Consider the following 26411-nt stretch of genomic DNA (forward strand, 5'->3'; position numbering starts at 1 on the left):
TGAACTCCTTTTCAGAATAACGGTTCTTGAACTGGCCCGACACAACCGGGCGCTCTGGACCGTTAGCCTACCGGGATCGCCAGAGAAATTCGACGGTATGGCAGTGCCAGTTTCAAGGGAGTCAGCTCAGCAGTTGCTCTTTGGCTTCATTGACGCGTGCTGCCAGGTAGTTACTTCCGCCTCGGTCCGGGTGCAATTTCTGCATCATCCGGCGATGGGCCTGGACAATCTCTTCTCGACTCGCGCCGGGCTCCAGTCCGAGGATGTCCAGCGCTTCGCGCTCGGTCAAGGGCCCCCTGGCATTGTCGGAACCGCTACGATCGCGAGATTCGCCGCTGCCAGCACCAGCCTGATCGTCAGCACGCCACGAGTCCCCGAAACGGCGGTCAAGATAGGATTCCAGCAGCCGTGCCGAGTCCTCGTCGTGTTCACGGCAATACCCCAACAGTTCGATGAATTCGCTTTCAGTCAGGTCCGCCAGCGCCCGACCGGCCATGGGGCCTTTGAGAATCTCACCGCTCATGGTTCCGGAGTCATGATCCAGAGTCATATCGAGAATCTCACTGGAAACATGGGACTGGTTACCCGATCCGGCCTCTGCTCTTCCTGCCCCCCCTGTACTTCCCGTTAACAGAGAGGGCAGAAACCGGCGCAGCAACGGGAAAAGAAACGCCAACAACGCAAACAGAATGTGCAGGCGGCCGGTCACGGCCAGCAGAACTACCATCGCAACACCGGCAATCAACACCAGTTTGAGAATGGCGGGCTTGCGTTGGCTGGCCGGCTGGTTGCGCAGCCAAACCCACGCGACAACCAACAGCAAGATAACCAGTAGCGTCAGTGGCACTCAGATACCCCGGGCTTACAGCCCATCTATGGATTGGAACAAGCGCTATCGGATCTGTCGGGTCAGGCGCTTGACTTCCGGAGAGCTGCGGCTGGAAAAATCCTGCAGGGCCTTTGCTCCTCCGGAGGCATAGACCGCAACAGCGGCCATAAGATCCTTGAGAATCTGCGGGCTGTTGCGATCAAAGGGGGCATAGGCGCCTCCCGACAGCTTGCTCACCTGCTGAAATACGGCCCTGGCATGGGCGTCACCGCCCTCATGAAACATAAACACCGGAGTTTTCAGCATGCCGAGTTCGCCGGCAGTGTGGCAGAGCTCGTCCACCGGCTCCTCGCAACAGTCCCCAATAAACACCACGGCCCTGACCGGCCTGGTGCGGGTTTCTTTCACAGCGTGAGCCAACACCCGGCTGATCTGGGTGCGCCCACCCAGGCAGGAAACGCCATTCATCAGGTTGAGCAACTGGCCGGTCTCGGTGACAAACCCCGTCGCCTTGAACTCGCCAAAGCCCCGGTAGTAACAGAGCTGAATGGCCAGGCCGCCCAGATCCCTGGTTGCCAGGAACAGCTCACTCTGCAGGTGGCAAGCCTGATCCCAGGTTGGCTCCCGGCTCGCGGTGGCATCCAGGGCAAAAATCAGACGACCCTGCCCTCCACCCTGCCTGGGCAGCTGACGGACCTCGTTGATAAACTGGTCAATGGACTGTTTATCAGATTTAGTGCGTAGTTCTTTATCGGACATAAGCTCCTGAAAACCGCCTGGGCTGGCCATACTGTTACTACAATCGTAGGGCAAAGACACCGCAATTCACAGGCCTGGATAGGGGAGACAGCATTGTGACCAAGGGGCGTTGTTTGCAAACCATCAGTGGGGTGACATCGTGGCTTTTCCCTCTGGCAGCTGTTCTCGTAGCTGCGCTGTCGATGCCGCGCGTTGTTCAGGCCTCAGGTGACTTCTACCTTCTATACCGCCATTGGCAGCCCTACGACTGGCCAGAATACGTGCCGTCGGCCTCCGAGGTGAGCCGTTCTCAGCGAGGGCTGGGCTGGAGTCGCCATGGCGCGATGGGTGCAATCGGCGCTGACTACGATTACCAGCCTCTGCGCATTCGCACCGGTGAGCCCGCACACAACGGCCATCTGCACCGGCTAGTCTTCACAGGCCACTGGCAGCACCGGCTTTATCGCCTGGAAACACGGGCTGGCGTTGCCGGCACATCCAATATGTTCAAGCATCAGACATTTCATAGCGATGTGGTCAATGGTCGCGTGGCAATGTTCCGGGCATTGGGTGAAGGCTCGCCCCTGAGCCTGGGGGTCGGTGGTGATCACCGTTTTGGATCCTTTCAGTGGCTTCCCAGGGCGCGCTGGGAGCACGCACATGAGAGTGGCCGCTGGCTGATTGATCTGCCCATCATGCTATGGTGGCAAAGTTACGCTGGGCGTTGGGAGCTCCTACTGAAACGCACGGGGGATCGCTGGGCCACTCTTGACCAGGATCAGGAGGTCGAAGGCGCACTCTATCTGCGCGAATGGAGAGCAGAGCTGACCTACCGGATCCGTTCTGCAGAAGAGCAGTCGCCGGAGATGGTTGTGGGACTCGGCGCGAGTGTGGATACCCGTGTCCGGTATAGAGACCTGGAGGCGGGGACGGTGGATCGGCGTCTGGGCGATGCCCTTCTGGGCACTATCAGGCTCAACTGGTAAGCCATTAATACAGGCCCCGCGCGGTGATCTGGCGGGGCCCTGAGAACGTCACAGCTTTGCCAGTGCCTCAGTCACCGGCGTATCGCCGGACACCACGTCAAAGACACGGTTGATGGTATTATCCGAATCCAGCACCGCCAGCAGAACACGGGCAACATCCTGTCTTGGAATCTTGCCGAATTCCTCCAGCTTCTCGCTTACTGCAACCCTGCCTGTTCCCTCATCGTTGGTCAGCTGGCCCGGACGAACAATGGTGTAATTCAGGCCACTGCTCTTCAGGTGTTCATCGGCGTTGCGTTTGGCCCGAAGGTAATGGCGGAGTTTTTCCGGCCCTTTCTCCGGCTCCTCAGCACGCATGCTGCTTACCATGATAAAACGCTTTATACCCATGGCTCTGGCGGTGTCCACCAGCCGGATGGCACCGTCCTGGTCCACATCGATGGTTTTATCCGGTCCGGTATGGGGGCCTGAGCCAGCGGTAAAAATAACCGCGTCGCACCCCCTGATGGCCTCGCTACAGTCCTGCTCCAGGTCGCCCACCACGGTTTCCGTAGCGCCCATCTGCTGCAGGTCCGGCCCCTGATCCTGGTGGCGGATCAGCGCCCGTGCCTCATGATCACTGTCTGCCATTTCCTGCAAAAGATGTTGCCCGATTTGCCCGTTGGCTCCTGCAATGAATACATGCATGATGAATCTCCCGGTCGGTTAATTGGCTTGAGTCTCTTCTGTAGGAGTGGTCTCTTCCGTGTCATAAGTAAACGGCTCGCCCTCCTCGTTCTGGAGTTGATAGTCGTATGCCGCCTGGAGGCCTCTGTCCTCCTCTGTGGCTTCCTCGCCCACCTGCTCGACGATGCGCGGATAAAACGGTGACAGGAGCGCCACCAGGATGCCAATCGCGGAGAAGATGGCAAAGGCATCGCTATAGCCAAAGCTGTCTACCAGTATGCCGACAATGGGTGAACCGGTCGCCTGACCGAGCGAGATCGCCATGAATGGCAGCACGGGGCCCATCGACAGGCGGCCTGGCAACAGGCGGATGCCTGTCATCAGATAGAGCCCGGTCAAACTCATATAGGCCAGGCCAAATACCAGCCCGGAAAATGCCGCAAGCACCACCTCGTCGGGACTGGCGGCCAGCAACGCCAGGCTCGCGGCCAGCATCATCAACATCAGTGCCTGAGTGATGGGTGGGTTGTTCCGGTCCGCCAGGTCAGCCACCACAGCACCGCCGAGCCCGGCAACACCAACCGCCAGCCAAAGCCAGCCCGTTTCCGAAGACGGCAGTTCGCCCAGAGTAACCACCAGATCGGGTGCAAAGATCCAGTAAGCCGCGGAGATGAAGCCCATCACAAAGGCAAACAGTGACAGCCGGAAAAGACGCCACCACTGCAGGGAGGTGATTGGCGACGGCGGCGCCGCATTCGAAGGCGTGACCCGGGACACCGACGGGATAACATACCAGGCAGCGAGGATTCCGATAACCGCGAGAACGGCAAAGCCCATGTAGGTTAAACGCCAGATACCGGCCATGAACAGCACGGTGGGCACCGCGACCGCTATACCGATACTTGTACCCGCGTTCATAACCGAACTGACGCGCCCATGCAGGGAACGATCCACCAGCACCTGCATGGCGGCTGTCAGTGCCGGCATCATCAGGCCGGTGCAGATGCCACAGGCAAAAACGCCAACACCCAGCGATACAGCGCCCGAAGACTGGCTTATCAGCGCCAGACCGACCGCCCCGAACCCACCGGACAGCACCGCCGTGTTGCGGGCACCGAGACGGATAGCAGCGAGGGGCGCGACCAGAGAAGCCAGCAGAAAACTGATGAGCGGCAGCGCGCCTATGACACCAATCACTTCAGGTGTCAGGCCCAGCTCCGCGCGAATGGGCGGTACGAAAAGGCCAAAAGCAAAGCGCGCAAGACCGTAACTGATCGCAATCAACGAGGCGCCGAAAAGAGCAAATCCTGTACTCGATACGGTCTTCACGATACTTTCTCCAACAGTAGCGCGCTTAAAACATAACCTCCTTAAAATGGACCAAATAACGAGTGCTTACAATCCTCAAAAACGTTTATAACGAATCTTTGCGTGTAAGCAGGCTTACCAGGACGTAGCAATGTACTGAGTCTCCAGGAACTCTTTTATGCCGTCCTGAGCGCCTTCCCGGCCTATACCACTCTCTTTCATACCACCAAACGGAGCAGCCGGGTCTGATACAAACCCCCGGTTGACGCCAACAATACCCGCGTTAATTCTCTGAGCAATTCGCATGGCCTTGCCAACATCGCGACTGAAAACATAGGCGGCCAGACCATAAGGTGTGTCGTTAGCCTGCTGGATAACGGACTCGACGTCCCTGAAACGCACCAGGGGCGCAATAGGACCGAACACTTCCTGGTCAAGAATACGGGAATCCGATTTGACGTTACTCAGCACGGTTGGTGCAAAGAAAAACCCTTCCTCGTGAAGCGTCGTACCACCGGTTTCAACGGTGGCGCCATCGCTGACGGCTTCAGCAATAATGGCCTGCAGTTTTTCCAGCTCTTTACGGGAAATGATAGGACCGACATCCACGTCCGCTTCGAGACCATTACCCACTTTCAGGTTGGAGAACCGCTCTACCAGTCGGCTACAGAACTCGTCGTATATGGAGTCGTGAACGTAGAGCCGGTTCGCAGCAATACAGGACTCGCCAGCATTGCGCATCTTGGCAAGAAACGCCCCTTCAATAGCCGTGTCGATGTCTGCATCGTCACAGACAATCAGAGGCGCGTTTCCGCCAAGCTCCATCGATGTGTTGAGGATTCTTTCAGCAGCGGAACCAAGCAGAAGCCGCCCGACACCCGTGCTGCCGGTAAAGGAAATTTTCCGAAGCCGCGCATCCTTTACCAGTGTATCGGTGAGAGCACCGGCATCATCCGTTGTCAGAATGTTAACAAGGCCGTCAGGAACACCACATCGTTGCATCAGATCTGCAAGATACATTGAGGTCAGCGGTGTCTCTTTCGGCGGCTTGACGATCACGCCACAACCGGCCGCAATGGCAGGTGCAATTTTCCGGGTGATCATCGCCGCCGGAAAGTTCCAGGGCGTGATCAGCAAAGCCGTACCCACCGGCTGATGGGTCACAACGATGGTGTGCTTGCCACTGGGAGATGGACGCATTTCGCCCCCCAGACGCAGCGACTCCTCACCATACCAACGAAAGAACTCCGAGGCATAATCGACCTCACCGGTTGACTCCTTGAGGGTTTTTCCTTCCTCAAGCGTGATCAATCTGGCAATGGTGTCTTTTTCTTTCTGCATGGTGTCGAAAACAGATCGCAAGACTTCGGAGCGCTCACGTGGGGTCAGCGCCATCCACTCCTTCGCGGCCCCTTCACAGGCGTCCAGAGCCAGCTTTGCATGCTCAGACGTGCAACTGGGCACAATGGCGACGACTTTCTCGGTGGCAGGATTAACCACCTCAATCTTGCCACTGGTTTCAGTGATCCACTCGCCGTTGATAAACAGCCCGTTGGGTATGCTTTGCCCAATTTCTTCAATATATGCTTTCAAACCGTAGACTCCCTGATTCTGGATTCGCCTTTGGATCTATTACCGATCAATATTTGTTCGCAATAAACAATTCCTTTGACGGGAATAGCGTGATCACCTGGCAACCATCCGGAGTCACCACAACTTCCTCCTCGATACGAGCGGCGCCATTGCCATCAGCAGCAGGACAATACGTCTCCAGTGCGAAAACCATTCCCTCCTGCAACTCGAACGGGCTATCAAACGACACAAGCCGACTGATAATGGGACGTTCGTGCAGCGCCATTCCCAGGCCGTGGCCAAACTGCAGGCCAAAGGCCTCCATCTCGTTAGCGAAGCCAAAGTCAGTCGCCTTGGGCCAGACAGCGGCAATCTTATCGGTGGTCATACCCGGCTTAACCAGCTCAATGGCTGAATCAATCCATTCCCGCGCCTGTTTGTAGGCGTCTTCCTGCGACTTGGTCGAACTGCCGATATTCAGGGTGCGGTAGTAACAGGTGCGATACCCCATGAAGGCTTGAATAATATCGAAAAATGCCTGATCCCCCGGCCGGTACATGCGGTCGGTGAAGTTATGGGGGTGCGGACAGCAGCGCTCACCGGATACGGCGTTGATTGCCTCTACATCATCGGAGCCGTTGTCGTAAAGGAACTTGTTGACCAGAGCCACCATCTCGTTTTCCCGGGTGCCCGGGCGCAGCTTTTCAGCCAGGTGATCGTAGGCACCATCCACCATCGTGGCCGCCATATTCAGGAGCGTGATTTCATCCTGGCTCTTGATCTGGCGCGCATCCAGCATGACCTGCTGCACATCCCTGATTTCCAGGCCGGCTTCCTGAAGCGCGAATAACATAGGTGGTTCGCAAACATCCACGCCAACCGGCATGTCGGCAACGCCCTCGGCTTTCAGGATATCCCGGATCTCTTCGGCAGCGCGCTTGAAAAGGCCAGCCTCCTTACCAATGGACCCTCTCAGTCCGAGCATGCCCGCACGACACCGCTCCTGCTTCAGCCAGGGGGCATAAATACGGTGATGGGCAGCGGCTGAACCGAAGTCCCAAAGGTAGGGATCGGAATTCCCCGTGAACAAGGCGTAGCGACAGAACTTGTCTCTGGTCCATTCACCAATAACGGAACTGGTGAGATACCGGATGTTGTTGTTGTCGAAACACAGAATAGCCCCCAGATCGGAGCCAGCCAGAGCTTCCCGCGCTCTGGCCGTTCTGTAGCGATGCAGGCGGTCATAGTTTACCCGCTCTTCAAAATCTACATTCATCCTGCCCGGTGCGGGTATAGGGCGTCCCCATACCCAGTGAGGATCGACATCCTCAGAACGAACAATGGTTGGCTCGCTCGGTTTTACGGTCTTAGCCATGACTCCTCCTCAATGCGGCGGCAAAGATAAGCCTGTTCTGCTTATGGAACTAACAATCCATACTCTAGTGCAAACGTTTGCGTTATTCAATTAAAAAGGTCTCGAAAGGCGTTTGGGTAGCCAGGTTCGTGTATAATTCAAGGAACTAGGTATTCGAGATAATCGAACGCAGAAGCTCGCGACGTGGTGTCACGTCGTTTTCCAACTCCCTCTCAAATACTGGAATTTAGTTTTGGTACAAAGGAAACGGGTAACACTTCGCGATTTGGCAGAACACCTCAACATCAACACCTCCACGGTTTCACGCGCCTTGAGTGAGAAATCGAGTGAGATGATTTCCCCTGATGTCGTAAAGCGTGTGAGAAAAGCTGCCCAGGAGATGGGGTACAAACAGAATGCCGCCGCATACGCCCTCAAGATGGGAAGCACCAAAACCATTGGCATGATTATTCCGGACCTGATGAACCCTGTGTTTCCACCGATCATACGGGGTATACAGAGCGTCCTTGATCAGTATGGGTACACGGCTTTCCTGGCTTATAGCGAAAATAACGAGGGTACTGCCCATACCGAAGTGGAGAGGCTCATCAGCCGAGGCGTCGACGGCATTATATACGCGGCTGCATTTCGTACGGATAGCGTCGTGGATTTGTGCAAGAGTCAGGGAATACCCCTGGTTCTGGTAAACCGTGTGGTCGATCAGGGCGATGTAGATACGGTAAAGGTGGACGACTCATTGGGCATCAAGATGGCCGTGGATCACCTGCTGGATCTGGGCCACCGTAAAATCGGCTTTATTGCCGGCCCCAAGAACATCTCGGTTTCATACATCCGGCTACGCGCCTTCACACGGACAATGGCGGAACATGACCTTGAGGTGGAACCTCACCGCATCGTAGAGGCTCACGCTTTGTCAGAAGCCGCCGGCGAGCAGGCAATGTCAGTATTTCTTGGGCAAAACCCGGACGCTACAGCGATTATTGCATCAAACGACCTGATCGCCCTGGGCTGTTTTACTGCCCTGAAACAGTTTGGATATACCTGTCCGAAGAGGATGTCCATAGTAGGTTTTAACAATATGCCCTACCTCGACTGGTTTGCGACACCTCTGACCACGGTCTCAATTCCGCATTTCCAGATGGGGGAACGGTCTGCGGAACTGCTGCTGAAGCGAATAAAAGCCGACAACGTTGACTACAATGAGGAAGTGCTGCTCAAGCCCAAACTCGTCATCAGAAAGTCAACGGCTCCCTTGATCGCGAGTAAGAAAAAAAGCGGCTCCACCTAGAGCCGCCTGACAAAGATTGCTGATACAAACGTCACACAGTCTGGCCAGTGATTGCCCTGATCAGCGTGTCTTCAGTTACCTCATTACGGTCAAAGCATTGGGTTATGCTGCCATCGTACATCGCAATAATCCGGTCACTTACGGTCAGCACCTCCGGCATTTCAGAGCTGACAACGATCACAGCCAGCCCGGATTTAGCCAGTTCCCTGATCAGGTGATGGATCTCTGACTTCGAGCCAACATCAATGCCTCTGGTGGGCTCGTCGAGGATGAGGATCTTTGGCGAGGTACTTAACCATTTGCCAATGACCACCTTCTGCTGGTTACCACCACTGAGGTTGAGAGTTTCATATTCCCAGCCGGGGCATTTGATACGAAGTTTTTCCATATACTCTTCGAATATGGCTCTTTCCGCGGCGGTATCTATCCAGCCGAATCTGGTGAATTTTCTGATATTGGCCAACGTGGTGTTGTCCTTGCAGCTCATACCAAGAACCAGGCCCTGCTCCTTGCGACTCTCTGGCACCAGGCCAAGGCCATGGTCAATGGCATCAGAGGGAGAGTTGATGATCAGGTCTTCGCCGTTGATCTGAACACTTCCGCTATCAGGCTTGCGCAGGCCGAAAATGGTTTCCATAACCTCGGTTCGGCCAGCCCCGACCAGGCCATAGAATCCGACAACTTCGCCCACATGAACATCGAACGAGATATCGGAGTACAAACCCTCAATGCCCAGGCCATCGACCTTCAGAGCTTTGATTCCCAGCTCCGGAGGCTGATGCTCGATATCGGCATCCAGGTCACGGCCGATCATACGTTGCGTCACTTCGTCTTCATTGGTTTGCGCGGTTTCAAAAGTGCCCTGGTAGGTGCCATCACGTAACACCGAAATACGGTCAGAAAGCTCAAAAATCTCATCCATCCGGTGTGAGATGTAAACAATGGCTGTGCCGCTTTCCTTCAGCTCCCTGATGACACCGAAAAGCACCACTTTTTCGTAGTCCGTCAAAGAAGCCGTTGGCTCATCGAACACAACAACTTTGGGCTGGAACACCAGGGCACGTGCGATTTCCACCATCTGCTGATTCGCAATCGAAAGGTTGCCAAGACGTTCCGTAGCCTCGAATTTGCAATTGAGGCGGGTGAGAATTTCTCCACAGCGATCATTCAGATGGCGATTGTTGACGAATATGTTGGCGAACCGGGGAATGTTCCCCAGGAATACGTTCTCGGCCACTGTCATGTCCGGAACCAGGGAAAGCTCCTGGTGGATCAGCAACACTCCGTGTTCCCGTGCCTCTATAGGGCTCGACATATGTACCAGCTGATCCTCAAGAATAACCTCACCCCCATCCGGCTGGTAGATGCCGGCCAGGATCTTCATCAGGGTGGATTTCCCGGCTCCGTTTTCACCAAGAAGTGCATGAACTTCTCCCGCGCGGACATCAAGATCCACACCGTCCAGTGCCTTTACACCAGGGAACGATTTACTGACATTTTTCAGTACCAGCAAGCAGTTTTCTTTTGACCGCGGGTTTATCGATTCTTTCAACTCGGCTTGTGTACTCATGCTCCCACTCCCTTCGGCTCGGAGAAGCGCTTATCAATAAACAGAACAATGATTAGAATCGAGCCCAGAATAATAAGCACATAGAACGACGGTACCTGAAGCAGATTCATTCCATTTCTGAGTATCGCGATGGCAAGAACGCCGCCAAGGGTTCCGATGATACTGCCAAAGCCACCCGTAAGACGCGTCCCCCCCAGGACGACCGCGGTGATCGTCCAAAGCTCATAATTGCGGCCAAGATTCGGCGTTGATGCGCCCATTTGAGTAGATAACAGAATACCTGAAAGAGCAGCCAGGAAGCCTATTAGAATAAAATTCAGTAACATATGCGGCCCGACACGAATGCCGGCCTCTTTGGCAGCAACCCGGTTACCGCCAACAGCAAAAACATTTCGTCCATGGATCGTATATTTCAATACCAGATGTGCAGTTATTGTTAAAAATATAAAAATGAGCGCCAGCACAGGTATGCCAAACAACGAACTGGCACCAAAATCCGAATAGGCCAAATCGTACGCGTAGAAAGCCTGCTCTTCGGTGTAAATGAATACCAGCCCTCTCACCCCTATCATCGCGCCAAGAGTTACAATAAATGCGTCAACACCGGTTTTCCAGGCGATTATTCCATTCAGCGCGCCAATCAGAATACCGGAGAGCAGTCCTACCAATACCGCTCCCATAATTCCCAGTTGCGGCTGCAAACCTACGGCAAGACTTGCTGCAAGCGCGAGGGTCGCTCCAACCGATAAATCGATATTGCCGTTGATCATGACGAATGTCATCCCAAGAGCAATCAAGCCGATTGTCGAGGCCTGCAACAGAATATTACTGAAATTCCTGATGTCCAAAAAATAAGGTGATGAAAAACTGAAGAAGACAATACAGATAAAAACAAATATCCATATCGGCTGTCTTGTTATCAAGTTAATTATACGATTCATTGTCATTATCCCCGTCATATTTCGGGTTTTAATAAGTGCTGAATAGCTTGCCACGCTTGGCAGCTATGTCTAGCCAGACTGCTACAATAATAACCACCCAGGTAACCAGCCACTGGGTATAGTAGGGGAAGCCCAGCAGCAGCAGTCCATTCTGAATCATTGCCAGAATCAGTACCCCGATGACGGTTCTCGCAATACTTCCTGAGCCGCCCAGAAGGCTGGTCCCGCCGAGGATGACACCAGCAAGTACAAGTAACTCGTAGCCTTCACCAACATTATTCTGGGATCCCATCACACGGGAGCCCAGAATCAGGGCAGCACAACCCGTGGTGAACGCTGATAACAAATAGGTACTGAATACAAGACGATTTCTGCGTAGGCCGGAGAATAGTGAAGCGGTTGCGTTACCGCCAATGGCAAATATCTTGCGCCCGAAACCACTTTTCAGAAGAACAATCTGTAGAACAATACCAAGCACTATGAATATCAGTGCTGGTATCGGAATCCCAAAAAGCTCTTCTCGTCCAAAAAACGCAAACCAGGTGTTTTCCTGATCAGATATATCAACATTTTTACCACCTGAATAAACGAGGGTAATGCCCTGTATAGCGGATAACATACCCAGGGTGACAATCAGTGAATTCAAACGTAGATAACCGATTAGATATCCGTTAACTGAACCAATCAGCAACGTAAAGACAAACATCAGCAGGATTGCCGCCCCAGGCCCCACCTTGTCATGAAGATCGACTACCAGAACAGTGGCAAAAGATAATAACGAACCTACAGACAGATCCAGATTTCCCCCGATGACAACAAAAGTCACACCGAGCGCAATGGTCCCGATAATGGACGCCTGCATCACCACGGTCAGGAAATTATCAGTACTGAGAAATTTTTGAGTCGACAGCGAAAAAATGACGACGCAGAGAATAAAGGCTACCGAAATACCATGCTTTCCAAAAAACTGAAGCGGAGATATTTCGCCACCTTTTAATCCCGGTTTGAAAGAATCCAATAAAGCTTTCATTATTTGACCCCACTAACCGGAGCCCTTGATGCAAGGGCTCCTTTTACTGTCAGATATCCCGGCTCAGAAAACAGGCTTTTCGAATTCGTCCATGTTTTCCTGGGTAATCTTCGGAGTGTCAAAATAACTCATCTTGTTCACTTCTTTCCCTTGGGCAACCGCAATAGCAATGTTTAAAGCATTGCGCGCATCCTCTGCGGGTGACTGGTACACCGAGCCATGGTATTCACCCCGAGCCATGGCCTCATAACCAACCGCGAAGTTGGTGGCACCAATGAAGACGATCTCGTCGGCACGGTCTTCCGATTTCGCAGCATTCAGTGCACCGACCCCCATATTGTCGTCGGCAGCGTAAACGCCATCGATTTTGTCATATCGGGTCAGGAAGTCCTCCATCGTGCGCTGGGCTTTCGCACGATTCCAGTCGCCTGGCTGTGAATCGAGAATTTTCACATCCGGGCATACTTCGGGAAGACGGTCTTCAAAGCCTTTTTGCCGCTCAATGGCAGTGGTATACCCGGGTTGCCCGGTAATCTGAACAATATCGCCCTTGCCACCAAGCTGGTCGCACATCATTTCTGCGGCATAAGCGCCCTGCTGGATATTGTTAGGCCCGGAAAAAGCTGCAATCAGCGGCTGACCTGCCTCAGCAATATTCGAATTGGTTACCACTACAGGAATGCCCGCATTTTTGGCACCGTTAATTGCAGGAACTACCGCCTGGCCATCTGTCGGCCAGATGATGATCACATCAACCTGCTGCTGGATCAGATTCCTTACCTGTGAAATCTGGCGGGCGACATCACCGCCAGCATCAAGAACGACGACTTCCACGTTGTCTGCCTCATCAGCGGCCTCTTCGAAGGCCTGCTCATAGGTAGTCTGGTAGCTGTCTACGCCTACATTGTTCTGGGTAATACCAATCCTGAAAGTTTCCGCCTGCGCCATCCCTGACAACCCCAGGCTGAGTGAGCCGGCAAGAAGAGAAATTTTGCCGAGCTCCCGGATAGTGCGAACTGAACTGATCTGAACTTTCATTGTTTTGACTCCGTTGCTTGTTTTTTTACGGACATGAGAGTTAATGAAACCTCATTGTTAATCGTTGCAGAGTGCAAGCAATAATGCAATCGTTTGCACTACTTTTTTACAATTTTTTGAGCTGACCATCAGTGCTGGTGCCCCTCCTCCACCTGCCCTTTCTCAACAAGCAGAACTTCCGTCGTAATTAACAGTGTCGCCAGTGAGGATGCCGTCTGCAGCGCCAGCCTGGTGACTTTGGTAGGATCTATGATGCCGGACTCAAACAGGTGCTCTATGTTTCCTGTTGCTGCGTTCAGACCGTAGTCCAGGCTCCCGCCCAGAATATTCTCGATGATAACTCCGGGGACCAGGCCGGCATTTTCTGCAATGGTTGAGAGTGGAGCCTCCAGGGCCCTGATGGTAAGCGCGTATCCGGCCGCTTCATCAGGCGTCAGCTCTGCCGGTGACTGCATCTTTTCGATCACCCGTATCAGCGATACACCACCTCCCGGCACATAGCCTTCCTCGACGGCTGCACGCGTAGCCTGAATGGCATCACCAATACGGTCCTTTCTCTCTTCCAGCTCGACTTCTGTCGCGGCACCGACCCTGATAACGCCAATGCCACCGGAAAGCCTCGCCTTTCGCTGCATCAGTTTTTCCCGGTCATAGTCTGAAAACGCATCGGGTATCTGCTGCTTGATCTGGTCGATGCGATCGGTGATCGCTTCCGGGTCACCAGAGCCATCGATAATGGTGCAGGTATCCTGGTTTATTACGACTCGTCTGGCGCTGCCCAAATCCGGCTCCTGGAGGTCAGCGATGGTAACGCCCAGCTCGCTTGATACCAGCCGGGCGCCGGTCAATACGGCTATGTCGGCAATCATGTTTTTACGCCGGTCACCAAAACCCGGTGATTTAACAGCCGCCACTTTTACCCGGCCTTTCATGTGGTTAACGATCAGCGTAGGCAGCGTGTCGTGCTCAAACTCTTCGGCAATGACCAGCAGTGGGCGTCGCTCCCTCCCTACTGTTTCCAATAGAGGGACCAGGTCATTGAACGAATCAAACTTTCCATCGATCGGCAGAATCAGCGGATTTTCGAGATCCACCGACATGCTTTTATGGTCGTTTATGAAATGAGGCGAGGCATACCCGCGGTCAAACTGCATGCCCTTGACCAACTTCAGTTCCAGATCAAGACCGGTACCATCCTCAACCGTGATCACGCCCTCAATACCAATCTCGCTCATGGCATCGGCAATCATTCCACCGATCGCTGTGTCGCCATTAGCAGAGATAGTCGCGATACGGCGAATGGATTCAGGCTCATTGCACGGCCGTGACATGGAATTGAGAGCATCCACTGCATCTTTTGTTGCCCTCTCTATACCCCGCTTGATAGCAACCGGGCTCATGTTTGCCGCAACGGCCCTCATGCCTTCATTCATCAGTGCCTGAGCAAGAACCGTTGCCGTTGTGGTGCCATCGCCTACTTCTTCATTAACCTTGGATGCAACATTGCGTGCAAGGCGCGCTCCCGTATCTTCTATCTCGTCGGATAATTCCGTTTCCTTTGCAACCGACACCCCATCCTTTGTTACATATGGCAAGCGATCCTTCTTGCTGATCACCACGTGCCGCCCACAAGGGCCGAGTGTGGCTTTGACGGCATCGCCGAGTGTGTTGATTCCGCGCAACAGTGAGTTCCGGGCTTCCTGATTGAACTGGATGTGCTTGGCTGACATAAGCAATAAGCTCCTGAATAATTTCGATAAAAATATTTACTGGTTGCTGGCCCAGGCGAGCACATCGTCGGTGTGAATAATCACTTTACTATCACCACCGTCCGCCACTACTTCTCCCTGCCCGGCGACAAAGAAAACAGTGTCGCCCTGCTGAAGACCTTCCAGGCGGGTTCTGGCGCCATAGCCAATCTCAACAACACGTCCTTTTGGCGACTCTCCGGAGCTTCTGTTCGACATAACAATTCCCTGGGCGGATTCGTGCCGTTGCTCTATCAATTCCAAAACAACACGGTCTGGGGCGGGGTGCAGCGTCATAATAAATTTCTCCGATTGGTAAATTCTTTGTTGTTGCTTATATTTATTGCACACAAAGCAAATTGTTCAAATCAATGTAGCGCAATCGTTTGCATTTGTAAAATCGCTTCGCTAAACTTGTTTTACTACTCGAAACCCAAACAAAGACAAAAGCTGGGAGATGATATGGACAAGACGCGTTTACAAGGCAAGAACTGCCTGATCACCGGGGCTGCCAGAGGCATTGGCGCGGCTGTAGCGGAGCACTACGCGGCGCAAGGCGCAAAGGTCTGTGTAGCGGATATCAACATTGAAGGGTGCCAGGAAGTTGTTTCCCGCATCAAGGAGAACGGCGGCGAGGCCATAGCGGTTTCTCTGGACGTTACCAGCCGGGAACAGATGAAGGCAGCAGTCCAGGCTACTGTCGACGCCTTTGGCAGCCTGAACGTTATGCTTAATAATGCGGGCATCAACAAACCGCTTATGTTTCTCGATATCACTGAGGAAAACTGGCGCCAGATCATGGACGTGAATGGCTGGGGGTGCCTGGTTGGCATGCAGGAGGCCGCAAAGCAGATGATTGCGCAGGGCAAAGAAAATGGCCCCTATAAAATCATCAATGTCGGCTCGATTCTCAGCCGACAGGCATTCGACGATGTTATCCCATACTCATGCAGCAAACACGCAGTCCAGGCAATGATCAACGGTGGCGCCAAAGCACTGGTTGACCACAACATTACGGTTAATGGCTACGGGCCGGGTGTTGTCAGGACGGAATTGTGGGAACAACTGGACAAGGATCTTGTTGCCATCGGGAAGTTTGAAAAGCAGGGGCAGTCGATGGACGAACTGGCCGAAAAAATGATCCTGATGAAACGCTACTCCTATCCAGAGGACATCGTAGGAACAGCCTCTTTCCTCGCCAGCAGCGAATCTGACTATATGACGGGGCAACTGCTGATGATCGATGGCGGTATCGTACTCCAGTGAGGAACCCGAACTCCACGGATCCCTGTTGGATAGTTCTACATCAATGATGCCCCGACGCTAAACCGGCATTCCATTGTTGTTGTGTAGTGTTGTTTCCTACCCCCTTGTCAAAGGGAGCTTGCGCCAGCATTCTGCTGGCGCTTTTTTTACCCACTCCTTTCTATCTATCTGATTGCAACCAACGCAGGCGAACTCCTGCGCTCCAGATCAACGGTCTTTCACCAATGATCTGCAGCAGGAACAGTTGTTTTTTGATGCAAACGTTTGCATTATTATCGAGCTTTTGCTAAAAATTGAATGTGCAGTTGCACATCCTACGTAAACAAAAACAAAGCGGAGAGAACCATGACTAGTGTGATACCGAAGGCCAGGTTTTATTTCCAAAGCTTATCTGCTGTCGCTGGCACGATTGCAATGCTTTGCACGTCAACGGTAATGGCGCAAGAATCAGCCGGTTACCGGATGGACGACATTGAAGACCGGATAGCCGACCTTGAGAACTCAACACCCCTCAGGATCGGGGCCGGCGTCGAGACACTCTACATCCTCGCAGACAGTAGCGAAGCCAGCCGTGAGAAGGAAGGTCAGTATTTTCTCGACAAGTTCGAAGTGATCATCGACGGGGATTTTGACGGCGGGCTTTATTACCGGTCCAGATGGGATTACCAGGTTACCCAGCAGGCCTTTTTCCCCGCCTGGACTTACGCCGGCCTGAAACACAGTGAAGACTGGTCGACTGAAGTCGGCGTCATTATTCAACCACTTGGAGCAGGCGTGGACGGCTCCTACTATGACAACAGCTTTTTGAGTGACGTGCCTCTGTGGATCGGCCTGGCAAACAACTCCGAGCCGGGTATCAAAACCAAGTTCAGCCAGGGCAACGCCGACTGGGTGTTCGCCTTCACCAAAAACGCCGAGTTGACCAGCAAACCAACGGCCCGTTTTCGCCCTGACCTGATCGCCCAGAACGGCCTTTCCGAGGTGGAATTAAACAATACCTTTCACGGTGGCGGTGCTTACACCATTGACCTGGACGGGGCGAGTCTGCAACTGGGTTCCAACGGTCAATATGGCGACCTGTTCAACACGGTGACAAATGACAGCGGGGGTGAGCACTGGGCAGCGACTGCTTTTGCCAACTACAACGCCGGTGGCTTTGCATTGACTCTCCAGGGCATGGTGTACGACTACAACCTGGACAGAGCACCTGTCGGTGGCCCAGCTACCACGGACACCGTTTATCTGTCACAAGGCAAACCGATTCCGGCAAGCGGCAATGTCTACTCAACCCGGATCTCCTACACAATGCCAGCGTCCGTTGGCGTCTTTGACACCGTCAAGTTCTATCACGATTACGATTTTCTCGACAGTGACAGCAACGACGGCATTTCCTCTGACGACACACAGTTCAGCATTGCCGGCGTCCATCTCTCAAGAGGCGCCTTTAACACCTGGGTCAGTGTGTATACCTCCAAGAACGCCGACTTTGCAAACGGCGGGCCTGATGACGACACCTGGAACACTCAGTTCACCATCGTAGGCGCTTTGTACTTCTGATAACGAGTGGAAACAGCTTCTGGCAACGGATTGCCAGGCAAACTTTAAAACACCTGAGTCTGATCTCGTTTTCGGATTTATTGAATTCCCGGGAGGAAAAATGAAAAAAATATTCGGTATACCGTCAGTTATTGCAGCCGGCATTTTTACGATAGCTGGTTCAGGAAACACCTTGGCACAGACCGAGTTGAGATGGGGCCACGTCTACGAATCGCAGTCGCCTTACCATGAGTGGGCGGAATGGGCGGCCGAGGCTTTCGAGGATCGCACCGATGGCAGGTATGCGATTGAGGTTTTTCCGGCATCCTCCCTGGGCAAACAGACCGATCTGGCCGAAGGGCTGGAACTCGGTACCGTCGACATCATCTATGACGGTCAGTTCTTTGCAGGCCGTCGCTATGGGCCGATGGCAATCGGCAGCGCCCCCTTCATGTTCCGTGACTTTGCGCATTGGGAAGCCTATCGCGATTCGGATCTGTTCCTCGATCTTTCCGCCGGGTATGCCGATGCCACCGGCGACAACATCGGCGGGTTGGTTTACTACGGCCAGCGCCATGTCACGTCGAACAGTCAGATCAGAACGCCTGCCGATATGGAAGGCATGAAAATCCGTGTGCCCAACGCCTCGCTCTACAAGATGTTCCCGGAGGCCGTTGGCGCCAACGCCACTCCAATGGCATTTTCCGAGGTTTATCTGGCACTGCAACAGGGCGTTGTGGATGCCCAGGAGAATCCGCTCCCCACGATCCAGTTCAAGAAATTCTACGAGGTTCAGGATTACATCACCCTGACGGGCCATATCACGGATGCTTTGCTCACCATCGTTGCAGGCCGCGTGTCAGGCCAAATGCCGGACGAGGACTATGCAACGCTGATGGCGGTGCTGAAAGAAGCCGCCGAAGGTGCCTCGTCTGATATCCGCAGTTCCGAACTGGAACTGGTGGACTGGTTCCGTGAGCAGGGGGCGACCGTCACCGAAGTGGATCGAGCGCCCTTCCGCGCTGCAGTCGCTGACGACTTGCACGGTCCAGAGGTGAGCTGGGACCGCGAGACCTTCGACAGGCTGCAAGCCCTGAAATGATCAAGCATAGCCGGCGGAATCCTGGCAAAACATAAGCCTAAGAGGGACCCAACATGCCACATCCAGTTCCCGCGCCCGACAAACGCGGACAAAACCCACGCATTCCTGCGCTCGATGAAGGGCTGGTGATAGCTCTGTTCTGGGTTCTGGCGCTTGTGGTCTTCGTTCAGTTTTTTACACGCTATGTGCTTAACAACTCGATCGGATGGACTGAAGAGCTCGCCCGCTATCTTTTGGTCGTTGTTACCTTTGCGGGCGCCTGCATCGCAGTTCGGCGTAACACCCACATTTCGGTCGAGTTCTTCTATCGCTATTTGCCAGCCAGCGCAGCTCGCGGTTTATCTTCCGTGGTAGATCTCCTGAGAATCGGGCTGTTTGCCGTGCTGACCGGGCTCAGCGTTGAGCTTGCGGGCAATACCCGGCAGATGATGACGTCGATTGATCTGCCAAAGTCGGTACTTTACGGCTTTGTTGCCGGCTGCTTTGCGCTAATGACAATCTATTCGGCCATCGTTGCCCGGCGGCACCTGGTCAGTCGGAAAGCGGATGTGGCACCCGATGTGCCCACCGGACTGTCGGAGTGAGGGGCCCATCATGCTGATCCTCTTTGGAACACTTGCACTGCTTCTTGTCATCGGCCTGCCGGTGGCATTGGCACTTGCCGGTGCTTCACTGGCATTCCTGCTGATTGAAAGCCCTCTGCCAGCAGTAGTGGTTGTGCATCGCATGATCAATGGCGTTGACAGTTTTCCGCTACTGGCAGTGCCTTTCTTCATCCTTGCGGGCAGCCTGATGAACCATAGCGGCATTACCGATCGCATTTTCGCTTTTGCCAAAGCGCTGGTCGGCTGGATGCGTGGCGGGCTTGGGCACGTGAATATTGGTGCATCAGTATTGTTTGCAGGCATGTCAGGCGCGGCAGTAGCCGATGCTGGAGGACTGGGAACAGTCGAGATCAAGGCCATGCGGGAAGGCGGCTATGACGGTGATTTTGCCGTTGGGGTAACGGCTGCCTCATCAACCATCGGGCCACTGATTCCGCCTTCCCTACCCCTGGTTGTCTACGGAGTGATCTCTTCGACATCCATAGGTCAGCTTTTTGCCGCTGGCCTGGTACCGGGGCTGCTGATGGCGGTAGCACTGATGATTATGGTGGCCTGGTATGCGAAGGTTCGCGGCTATGGCCGTGATACGGGTTTCGCCTGGTTCGTCCTTTGGCAAACGTTCCGGCGTGCGTTTCTGTCACTGCTGACACCGGTCATTATCGTGGGCGGGATCCTGGCAGGCCTGTTTACGCCGACCGAGGCTGCCATTGCGGCTTGCGCCTATGCCCTGCTTCTGGGTGGAATCGTCTACAGAGCGCTGGATCTACGCAAGTTAAAGGCAATCTCACTGGACACGATCGAAACGACAGCAATCGTTCTTATGATCGTTGCGGCCGCCTCGATCTTTTCGTGGATCCTCACCTCCAACCAGGTCACCCAGGTAGTGGCGGATGCCATTCTGGGCCACACCCAGAACATTGTTCTGGTGCTCCTGCTCATCAATCTCGTGCTCCTCGTTGTCGGCCTCTTCATGGAGCCGGTGGCAGCCATCACCATCCTGACTCCCGTGCTGTTGCCGGTGGTGGTTGCGCTGGGAATGGATCCTGTGCACTTCGGCATCATGATGATCCTGAACCTGATGCTGGGCCTTCTGACCCCCCCTGTAGGCATGGTGCTCTACGTGCTTGCGCGGGTCGCTGACATCAGGTTTGAGAGTGCGGTGCGTGCAACTGCACCATTTCTCATTCCACTGATCATCGTCCTCCTCCTTATTACCTACGTTCCGGCCATATCAATGTGGTTGCCGGAACTGCTCTATCGCTAACCGTCGAAAATTGGACAATCGCAATGACTTCAAAAACAAAGACCAAGACCAAGACCAACACAAGTCCGAATAAGCACGACTATCTGCGGATGTATACCCAGATGGTGCGCATTCGCACCTTCGAGGACAATGCAAACCAGCTTTACCTTGCCGGCAAGATGCAGGGGCTGACCCATATGTACTCCGGGGAAGAAGCCGTCGCTGTCGGCATCTGCGAGGCGCTGAACGATAACGACCGCATTACCTCAACCCACCGGGGCCACGGGCATTGTGTCGCCAAGGGTGCAAACTATAAAGAGATGTTCTGCGAATTGCTGGGAAAGCAGGAGGGCTACTGCCGCGGCAAGGGCGGCTCGATGCATATCGCCGATCAGAGCCACGGCAATCTGGGCGCCAACGCCATTGTCGGCGGCTCCATGGGGATTGCGACCGGCTCGGCGCTACGCGCCAAATTACTGGGCCAGGATGACGTAACCGTATGCTTCTTCGGAGACGGCGCCACCGCACAAGGCCTGCTGTACGAAGTGATGAACATGGCTGCACTGTGGAACCTGCCGGTTATCTACGCCTGCGAGAACAACGGTTATTCGGAATACACCAAGACCGAGGAAATCGCGGCCGGCTCAATCACAGCGCGTGCGGAGGCTTTTGGCATCGAGGCGTTCTCAATTGATGGACAGGACGTTCTTGGCGTCAACGAACTGAGCCGGAAACTGGTCGCGCGGTGCCGAAATGGTGAAGGGCCTTTCTTCGTTGAGCTGATGACCTACCGCTATCACGGCCACCATGTGGGCGACATCAACCGCGAGTATTACCGTTCGAAAAAGGAAGAGGCTGACTGGAAGGAAAACCGTGATCCCATCATTCGATTCCGTGGCTGGCTGGTCGAACAGGGCATCGCCACCGAAGAAGAGATCGAGGCGTTGAACGAACAGATCAAGCAGGACGCCAAAGAAGCCGTCGCCTATGCCGAAGCCGCCGCCTATCCGGACGTCGCAGAGGTAGACATGCATGTCTACGCGGAAACCGATCCTGCCACGCTGCAAGCCGGAAACTGAGGGAGATCACGATATGAGAGAAATTACACTGTCCCAAGCTGTAAACGAGGCGCTGGCCGAAGAGATGCGGCGCGACCCGACAACCTTCATTCTCGGCGAGGACGTGGCCGAAGCAGGCACGCCGTTCAAGGTACTGTCAGGCCTGGTCGAAGAGTTCGGTACCGAACGGGTGATTGACACACCCATCTCCGAGCCCGGATTCGTCGGACTGGCCGTGGGTGCTGCCCTGACCGGCGCACGACCCATCGTCGACCTGATGTTCGGCGATTTTATCTATCTGGTAATGGATCAGCTCTGCAACCAGGCGGCCAAGCAGCAGTATATGTCAGGTGGCAAGCTGAGCGTGCCCATGGTACTGCGCACCAATCTCGGCGCTACTCGGCGCTCGGGCGCGCAGCACAGCCAATCCCTGCAGGTGCTGGTTGCGCATATTCCTGGGCTTAAAGTGGCATTGCCGTCTTCGGCCTATGAAGCCAAAGGACTGATGAAAACCGCCATTCGGGATAACAACCCGGTAGTCATCATCGAAGACAAGCTGATGTACCAGGACAAAGCTCCAGTACCCGAGGAGGAATACCTGATTCCTTTCGGTGAGGCCAATATCAAGCGCGAAGGTAGCGACATCACACTGATCGGCACATCCTCCATGGTGCAGGTAGCCGAGGAAGCCGCGCGTATTCTGGAAGCCGAGGGCATCAGCGCCGAGGTGATAGACCCGCGCACCATTGTGCCGCTGGACGAAGACACTTTGCTGAAGAGCGTCCGCAAAACCAGCCGCGCCATCGTGATTGATGAGGGCCACCAGAACTATGGCATAACCGGTGAGATCGCCAGTCGCCTCAACGAAAAGGCCTTCTACTATCTCGATGCACCCGTGCTGCGGATGGGCGCCATGGATGTGCCAGTGCCCTTCAGCCCTGTGCTCGAAGATCTCACAGTACCAACACCTGAACGCGTCGCCGAGAATGCTCGCCGGCTCTGCGCGGGGGAGATGATCCATGCCGCTTGACGTCATCATGCCAGCACTCGGGATGGCGCAAGATACCGGTGTCATTCTTACGTGGCACAAATCCCCCGGGGACCCGGTTTCAGAAGGGGACGCCCTGTTTGAAGTGGAAACGGATAAAGCAGCGATGGAAGTCGAAGCACAGGGCTCCGGCTTCCTGACGGATGTTACGGCTGCCGCTGGCGAGAAAGTACCGGTGGGGCAAGTAGTCGCGCGCATCTCGGAAACACCCGAAGATACCGGAAACACACCAGAGGCCGCTCAGGAAAAGCCAACGGAATCTGATGATCAGGCCAGCTCGGCAATTCCTGACGGAGAACAAGTCATTATGCCCGCGCTGGGAATGGCGCAGGATACCGGGCTGATCGTTGCGTGGCGCAAGTCTCCCGGCGATGCCGTAACCGCCAGCGAGATTCTGTTCGAAGTAGAAACAGACAAGTCAATCGTGGAAGTCGAGGCGGGGCACGACGGGTTCGTTGCGGCCCTGCTGGCAGAGCCTGGCGAAGCGGCACCGGTCGGTGACGTAATCGCCATTGTTTCCAGCAAAAAGCCAGAGGCGCCCTTCAGTCGCAGCCTCAAGGCCCGGACGGCACCGGCACCTGAAGAACCCGCTCCCGCCAGAAAACCGGATCCAACGCCTCCTGCACCAAGGCCGACGCAGACCGCTCCAGCAGCGAGCGGGCGCATCCTTGCTTCGCCCAAAGCACGGCGACTGGCCCTTGAGCGGGGTCTGGACCTTTCGCGATTGGTCGAGCAGGGGCACCCTCAACCCTATCATGTCAAGGATCTGGAAGTTCTGGAGAGCCTGCCCAAAGCAGCGGCGCCGCAACTGTCTGCTGCCGTTCCTGGTCGTTACCTGTCTGCTGAAGTAACTGCGGCTGGCCTCGATGATTTTGCTGCATGGGCTGCCGACGAAGCCGGTCTGACCGACGTGGGCTCCATGTTGGCGGCGTTCGCCGGATCGAGTCTGGGCCGGATCGATGCAATCGTGGCGCTGGAGGCGTTTGGCAGAACGCGTATGTTTGCGGTACATGGAAGACGACTGGGCGACCTCACCGAAGCTGACCCTGGGGCGGAGCCCGATCTGCGGCTGCGCGATCTGCGATTTGGCCACCTGAGCAATGTCCAGGCGGGGCCCGAAGATACTCCGGTGCTCAGTGTCCTGACCTCGGGAGCCGGGCTGAAGCTGACGCTGGAGTGCGCTGCAGAACAACTGGATGCCTCCGCGGCCATTACCCTTCTTTCCGATTTCGCAGGTCGAATGGAGCAGCCGCTCCGTCACCTGCTCTGAACTATGGAGCGGACGCAATCATGACAGATATTATCGCACCACCCTCGGTTCGGGCATTGGCCCGGGAAAAGGGCATCAATCTCGAAGAGCTTGCTCGCGATCTGGGTCGCACGAACATCGTCCGTGACGATCTAGATAACGCAAGACCAACTGCCGCCAACGGCCCGGCCACCGACACGTCACTCTGGGACGTGGATCATTCCCGGCATGGCAAAGTAAGTGAAGAACCCATGAGCCGTTTTGCTCAGGTGGCCGCCGCTAACCTTGCCGCTGCACAGACGCACATTCCCGCAGTAACGCATCACGAGCGCGCCGATATCAGTGCAGTTGAGGCCTGGCGCCGCGAACTGAAACCAGAAGCGCAGGCGCGAGGGGTGAAGTTGACAGCGCTGGCGTTCCACGTTGTAGCGCTATCGCGCTGCCTGCAGGAATTCCCGCGTTTCAATGCCTCACTTTCTGCTGACGGCAAGACACTGGTGTTCAAAGAGTATGTGCATATCGGTATCGCCGTTGATACCGCTCATGGGCTGATGGTGCCGGTAATCCGCAACGCGGACACCAAAGGGCTGTGGCAGATCGGGACAGAAATCGCTGATCTGGCCTCCCGAGCGCAGAACCGAAAGATCAGTGCTGACGAAATGGGGGGAGCATCCATGACGATCACGAATCTGGGCGGAATCGGTGGCATTGGGTTCACCCCCATCGTCAATCCGCCCGAGGTGGCGATTCTGGGCCTCACACGTCCCGAAAACGTACCAGTTTGGAGCGGGGATGCTTTCCTGCCTGTGCCGATGGTTTCGATAGACCTGAGTTATGACCACCGGGTGATCAATGGCGCCGATGCCGCACGTTTTTCTGCACGCTATTCAGCCCTGCTGTCCGATCCACGACGGATGATAGTATGAGGCAGATCCAGCGATAGTCAGAGAAAGGAGCTGCCACCTATGGCACAGCAAATCCCGGTCATAATCATCACCGGCGGCGCCCAGGGCATCGGCAAGGGCACTGCCGCACATTTCCTGGATAAGGGCTGGCGTGTGGTGATCTTCGACCAGGACGCAGAAGCAATCCAGGCATGCAGACAGGATTTCAGCAATCCGGGCAACCTGCACCTGATTGAAATGGACGTTTCCTGCGAGTCCGACGTGATCTCCGCCGTTGCCGGTGCCCTTCAATGGGGTGGCCGGCTGGACTCGGTGGTCAATAATGCGGGGCTCGCGGACCCAGACACGGGCCCCATTGAGATGCTTGAACTTGCCCAGTGGCAACGGCGAATCGACATCAACCTGACGGGCGCTTTCCTGATGGCAAAACACACGGTTTCGCACCTGCGCCAAAGCCAGGGCAGCATCGTCAACATGGCCTCCACCCGTGCCCTGCAGTCCGAGCCCGACAGCGAGGCCTACGCCGCCAGCAAGGGCGGCCTGCTCGCCCTGACCCACGCTCTGGCCATAAGCCTGGGCCCGGATGTCCGGGTCAACAGCATCAGCCCGGGCTGGATTGATGTCCGTGCCTGGCAGGCTCATGCGCCCGCCAACCCGGAGCCGCTGTCAGCCTCCGATCACGAGCAACACCCCAGTGGCCGCGTTGGCACACCCGGCGACGTAGCCGCCATGGTAGCCTACCTGGTCTCGCCTGAGGCCCGCTTTGTGACCGGCCAGAACTTCGTTATCGACGGCGGCATGACCCGCAGGATGATTTACGAGGATTAGCTCGCCAGCGCGTCCCGCACTTTCTTGCTCACATGGCCCATGTCGACCCGGCCAAGTACCTGCGGACGCAGCTCGTTCATGACGCGTCCCATGTCCTGCATTCCCTGGGCATCGGTTGAGCTTATGGTCATACGGATCAGGCCGTCCAGGTCATCCTCGGTAAGCGCATCGGGCATGAATTCCTCGAGAATAACCATTTCCGCCCGTTCCTTGTCACCAAGCTCCTCTCGACCCGCATCATCGTATTGACTGGCTGCATCCCGGCGCTGCTTGAGCATTTTGTCCAGCACCTGCAGAACGTCCTCATCACTCAGGTCGCGGCGTTCATCAATCTCAATCTGCCTGACCGCCGCCTGAGCCATGCGCAGGGTGGTAAGCCGGGTTTTGTCCTTATTGCGCATCGCGTTTTTTACCGCGTCGTTCAATTGTTCCTTGAGTGATGCTTCTGCCATTGTCGACCTCTGTTAAAATCAGTAATGAGT

General features: G+C 55.0%; 25 protein-coding genes. 12 read left to right on the plus strand and 13 right to left on the minus strand.

What is annotated here, in order from left to right:
- Nucleotides 1-121: 121 nt before the first annotated feature.
- Both QPM17_RS20720 and QPM17_RS20725 read right to left on the minus strand, forming a co-directional pair.
- Nucleotides 122-847, minus strand: a complete 726-nt coding sequence (locus QPM17_RS20720) for a DnaJ domain-containing protein (RefSeq protein WP_285393483.1) — start codon at nucleotides 845-847, stop codon at nucleotides 122-124.
- 45 nt (nucleotides 848-892) lie between these two features.
- Nucleotides 893-1588: a VWA domain-containing protein gene (locus QPM17_RS20725; RefSeq protein WP_285393485.1), complete on the minus strand. Its 696-nt coding sequence runs from the start codon at nucleotides 1586-1588 to the stop codon at nucleotides 893-895.
- 113 nt (nucleotides 1589-1701) lie between these two features.
- Here QPM17_RS20725 and QPM17_RS20730 point away from each other — a divergent pair, with 113 nt between their 5' ends.
- Entirely contained in the window at nucleotides 1702-2553 is an 852-nt protein-coding gene (locus QPM17_RS20730) for a hypothetical protein (protein ID WP_285393487.1), read from the plus strand.
- Between the two features lie 48 nt (nucleotides 2554-2601).
- Here QPM17_RS20730 and QPM17_RS20735 read toward each other — a convergent pair whose 3' ends face one another.
- From QPM17_RS20735 to QPM17_RS20750, 4 genes are all read right to left on the minus strand, one after another.
- Entirely contained in the window at nucleotides 2602-3240 is a 639-nt protein-coding gene (locus tag QPM17_RS20735; protein ID WP_285393489.1) for an SDR family oxidoreductase, read from the minus strand.
- 18 nt (nucleotides 3241-3258) lie between these two features.
- Nucleotides 3259-4548 carry an MFS transporter gene (locus QPM17_RS20740; RefSeq protein ID WP_285393491.1) on the minus strand — a complete coding sequence of 430 codons (1290 nt, stop codon included), beginning with the start codon at nucleotides 4546-4548 and terminating at the stop codon, nucleotides 3259-3261.
- Between the two features lie 114 nt (nucleotides 4549-4662).
- On the minus strand, nucleotides 4663-6120 hold the full coding sequence (locus QPM17_RS20745; protein ID WP_285393493.1) for an NAD-dependent succinate-semialdehyde dehydrogenase: 1458 nt from the start codon (nucleotides 6118-6120) through the stop codon (nucleotides 4663-4665).
- A gap of 46 nt (nucleotides 6121-6166) precedes the next feature.
- Nucleotides 6167-7474, minus strand: a complete 1308-nt coding sequence (locus tag QPM17_RS20750; RefSeq protein ID WP_285354706.1) for a M24 family metallopeptidase — start codon at nucleotides 7472-7474, stop codon at nucleotides 6167-6169.
- A gap of 265 nt (nucleotides 7475-7739) precedes the next feature.
- Between QPM17_RS20750 and QPM17_RS20755 the strand changes: the two genes are divergently transcribed.
- On the plus strand, nucleotides 7740-8762 hold the full coding sequence (locus QPM17_RS20755; RefSeq protein ID WP_285393655.1) for a LacI family DNA-binding transcriptional regulator: 1023 nt from the start codon (nucleotides 7740-7742) through the stop codon (nucleotides 8760-8762).
- A 31-nt stretch (nucleotides 8763-8793) separates the two neighbouring features.
- Here the strand turns inward: QPM17_RS20755 and QPM17_RS20760 are convergent, their stop codons facing one another.
- The 6 genes from QPM17_RS20760 to QPM17_RS20785 form a co-directional block, all read right to left on the minus strand.
- Nucleotides 8794-10332, minus strand: a complete 1539-nt coding sequence (locus QPM17_RS20760) for a sugar ABC transporter ATP-binding protein (protein ID WP_285393494.1) — start codon at nucleotides 10330-10332, stop codon at nucleotides 8794-8796.
- Nucleotides 10329-11273 (minus strand): ABC transporter permease, encoded by a 945-nt coding sequence (locus QPM17_RS20765; protein ID WP_285393496.1) that lies wholly within the window; start codon nucleotides 11271-11273, stop codon nucleotides 10329-10331. The genes QPM17_RS20760 and QPM17_RS20765 overlap by 4 nt, the downstream gene beginning before the upstream one ends.
- 28 nt (nucleotides 11274-11301) lie before the next feature.
- Entirely contained in the window at nucleotides 11302-12303 is a 1002-nt protein-coding gene (locus QPM17_RS20770; RefSeq protein WP_285393498.1) for an ABC transporter permease, read from the minus strand.
- Nucleotides 12304-12366: 63 nt separating this feature from the next.
- The gene (locus QPM17_RS20775; RefSeq protein WP_285393501.1) at nucleotides 12367-13341 is read right to left on the minus strand and encodes a sugar ABC transporter substrate-binding protein; all 975 of its coding nucleotides are present in this window, start codon (nucleotides 13339-13341) and stop codon (nucleotides 12367-12369) included.
- A gap of 128 nt (nucleotides 13342-13469) precedes the next feature.
- Entirely contained in the window at nucleotides 13470-15071 is a 1602-nt protein-coding gene (gene groL, locus QPM17_RS20780; RefSeq protein ID WP_285393503.1) for a chaperonin GroEL, read from the minus strand.
- A gap of 36 nt (nucleotides 15072-15107) precedes the next feature.
- Nucleotides 15108-15386, minus strand: coding sequence for a co-chaperone GroES (locus QPM17_RS20785; RefSeq protein ID WP_285393505.1), 279 nt, complete (start codon nucleotides 15384-15386; stop codon nucleotides 15108-15110).
- Between the two features lie 165 nt (nucleotides 15387-15551).
- Between QPM17_RS20785 and QPM17_RS20790 the strand changes: the two genes are divergently transcribed.
- The 10 genes from QPM17_RS20790 to QPM17_RS20835 all read left to right on the plus strand — a co-directional run bounded on the left by QPM17_RS20790 (nucleotide 15552) and on the right by QPM17_RS20835 (nucleotide 25929).
- The gene (locus QPM17_RS20790) at nucleotides 15552-16355 is read left to right on the plus strand and encodes an SDR family NAD(P)-dependent oxidoreductase (RefSeq protein WP_285393507.1); all 804 of its coding nucleotides are present in this window, start codon (nucleotides 15552-15554) and stop codon (nucleotides 16353-16355) included.
- A 435-nt stretch (nucleotides 16356-16790) separates the two neighbouring features.
- Nucleotides 16791-17912: a hypothetical protein gene (locus tag QPM17_RS20795; RefSeq protein ID WP_285393509.1), complete on the plus strand. Its 1122-nt coding sequence runs from the start codon at nucleotides 16791-16793 to the stop codon at nucleotides 17910-17912.
- A gap of 172 nt (nucleotides 17913-18084) precedes the next feature.
- Nucleotides 18085-18993 (plus strand): sialic acid TRAP transporter substrate-binding protein SiaP, encoded by a 909-nt coding sequence (locus QPM17_RS20800; protein ID WP_285393511.1) that lies wholly within the window; start codon nucleotides 18085-18087, stop codon nucleotides 18991-18993.
- Nucleotides 18994-19046: 53 nt separating this feature from the next.
- On the plus strand, nucleotides 19047-19577 hold the full coding sequence (locus QPM17_RS20805; RefSeq protein WP_285393513.1) for a TRAP transporter small permease: 531 nt from the start codon (nucleotides 19047-19049) through the stop codon (nucleotides 19575-19577).
- 10 nt (nucleotides 19578-19587) lie between these two features.
- Entirely contained in the window at nucleotides 19588-20862 is a 1275-nt protein-coding gene (locus QPM17_RS20810) for a TRAP transporter large permease (protein ID WP_285393515.1), read from the plus strand.
- A gap of 23 nt (nucleotides 20863-20885) precedes the next feature.
- On the plus strand, nucleotides 20886-21920 hold the full coding sequence (locus QPM17_RS20815; protein WP_285393516.1) for a thiamine pyrophosphate-dependent dehydrogenase E1 component subunit alpha: 1035 nt from the start codon (nucleotides 20886-20888) through the stop codon (nucleotides 21918-21920).
- A 13-nt stretch (nucleotides 21921-21933) separates the two neighbouring features.
- Nucleotides 21934-22929, plus strand: coding sequence for an alpha-ketoacid dehydrogenase subunit beta (locus QPM17_RS20820; RefSeq protein WP_285354726.1), 996 nt, complete (start codon nucleotides 21934-21936; stop codon nucleotides 22927-22929).
- On the plus strand, nucleotides 22919-24217 hold the full coding sequence (locus QPM17_RS20825; protein ID WP_285393518.1) for a biotin/lipoyl-containing protein: 1299 nt from the start codon (nucleotides 22919-22921) through the stop codon (nucleotides 24215-24217). Before QPM17_RS20820 ends, QPM17_RS20825 begins: the two co-directional genes overlap by 11 nt.
- Nucleotides 24218-24237: 20 nt before the next feature.
- A complete protein-coding gene (locus QPM17_RS20830) occupies nucleotides 24238-25122 on the plus strand; it encodes a 2-oxo acid dehydrogenase subunit E2 (RefSeq protein ID WP_285393520.1) in 885 nt (294 codons plus the stop codon).
- 39 nt (nucleotides 25123-25161) lie between these two features.
- Nucleotides 25162-25929: an SDR family oxidoreductase gene (locus QPM17_RS20835; protein WP_285393522.1), complete on the plus strand. Its 768-nt coding sequence runs from the start codon at nucleotides 25162-25164 to the stop codon at nucleotides 25927-25929.
- On the opposite strand, the gene QPM17_RS20840 is transcribed toward QPM17_RS20835, so the two are convergent.
- Nucleotides 25926-26381 (minus strand): GatB/YqeY domain-containing protein, encoded by a 456-nt coding sequence (locus tag QPM17_RS20840; RefSeq protein ID WP_285393524.1) that lies wholly within the window; start codon nucleotides 26379-26381, stop codon nucleotides 25926-25928. The two genes, QPM17_RS20835 and QPM17_RS20840, sit on opposite strands and share 4 nt — an antisense overlap.
- Nucleotides 26382-26411: the final 30 nt, after the last annotated feature.

Origin of the sequence: Marinobacter azerbaijanicus (assembly GCF_030250645.1) — a bacterium.
GTDB lineage: Bacteria > Pseudomonadota > Gammaproteobacteria > Pseudomonadales > Oleiphilaceae > Marinobacter > Marinobacter azerbaijanicus.

Bases quoted from the DNA above. Each gene is read 5' to 3' on its own strand.
- QPM17_RS20725 (WP_285393485.1), bottom strand. From the start codon at position 1,588: ATGTCCGATAAAGAACTACGCACTAAATCTGATAAACAGTCCATTGAC.
- QPM17_RS20735 (WP_285393489.1), bottom strand. From the start codon at position 3,240: ATGCATGTATTCATTGCAGGAGCCAACGGGCAAATCGGGCAACATCTT.
- QPM17_RS20750 (WP_285354706.1), bottom strand. From the start codon at position 7,474: ATGGCTAAGACCGTAAAACCGAGCGAGCCAACCATTGTTCGTTCTGAG.
- QPM17_RS20760 (WP_285393494.1), bottom strand. From the start codon at position 10,332: ATGAGTACACAAGCCGAGTTGAAAGAATCGATAAACCCGCGGTCAAAA.
- QPM17_RS20765 (WP_285393496.1), bottom strand. From the start codon at position 11,273: ATGAATCGTATAATTAACTTGATAACAAGACAGCCGATATGGATATTT.
- QPM17_RS20770 (WP_285393498.1), bottom strand. From the start codon at position 12,303: ATGAAAGCTTTATTGGATTCTTTCAAACCGGGATTAAAAGGTGGCGAA.
- QPM17_RS20775 (WP_285393501.1), bottom strand. From the start codon at position 13,341: ATGAAAGTTCAGATCAGTTCAGTTCGCACTATCCGGGAGCTCGGCAAA.
- groL (WP_285393503.1), bottom strand. From the start codon at position 15,071: ATGTCAGCCAAGCACATCCAGTTCAATCAGGAAGCCCGGAACTCACTG.
- QPM17_RS20785 (WP_285393505.1), bottom strand. From the start codon at position 15,386: ATGACGCTGCACCCCGCCCCAGACCGTGTTGTTTTGGAATTGATAGAG.
- QPM17_RS20790 (WP_285393507.1), top strand. From the start codon at position 15,552: ATGGACAAGACGCGTTTACAAGGCAAGAACTGCCTGATCACCGGGGCT.
- QPM17_RS20795 (WP_285393509.1), top strand. From the start codon at position 16,791: ATGGCGCAAGAATCAGCCGGTTACCGGATGGACGACATTGAAGACCGG.
- QPM17_RS20805 (WP_285393513.1), top strand. From the start codon at position 19,047: ATGCCACATCCAGTTCCCGCGCCCGACAAACGCGGACAAAACCCACGC.
- QPM17_RS20810 (WP_285393515.1), top strand. From the start codon at position 19,588: ATGCTGATCCTCTTTGGAACACTTGCACTGCTTCTTGTCATCGGCCTG.
- QPM17_RS20815 (WP_285393516.1), top strand. From the start codon at position 20,886: ATGACTTCAAAAACAAAGACCAAGACCAAGACCAACACAAGTCCGAAT.
- QPM17_RS20820 (WP_285354726.1), top strand. From the start codon at position 21,934: ATGAGAGAAATTACACTGTCCCAAGCTGTAAACGAGGCGCTGGCCGAA.
- QPM17_RS20825 (WP_285393518.1), top strand. From the start codon at position 22,919: ATGCCGCTTGACGTCATCATGCCAGCACTCGGGATGGCGCAAGATACC.
- QPM17_RS20830 (WP_285393520.1), top strand. From the start codon at position 24,238: ATGACAGATATTATCGCACCACCCTCGGTTCGGGCATTGGCCCGGGAA.
- QPM17_RS20835 (WP_285393522.1), top strand. From the start codon at position 25,162: ATGGCACAGCAAATCCCGGTCATAATCATCACCGGCGGCGCCCAGGGC.
- QPM17_RS20840 (WP_285393524.1), bottom strand. From the start codon at position 26,381: ATGGCAGAAGCATCACTCAAGGAACAATTGAACGACGCGGTAAAAAAC.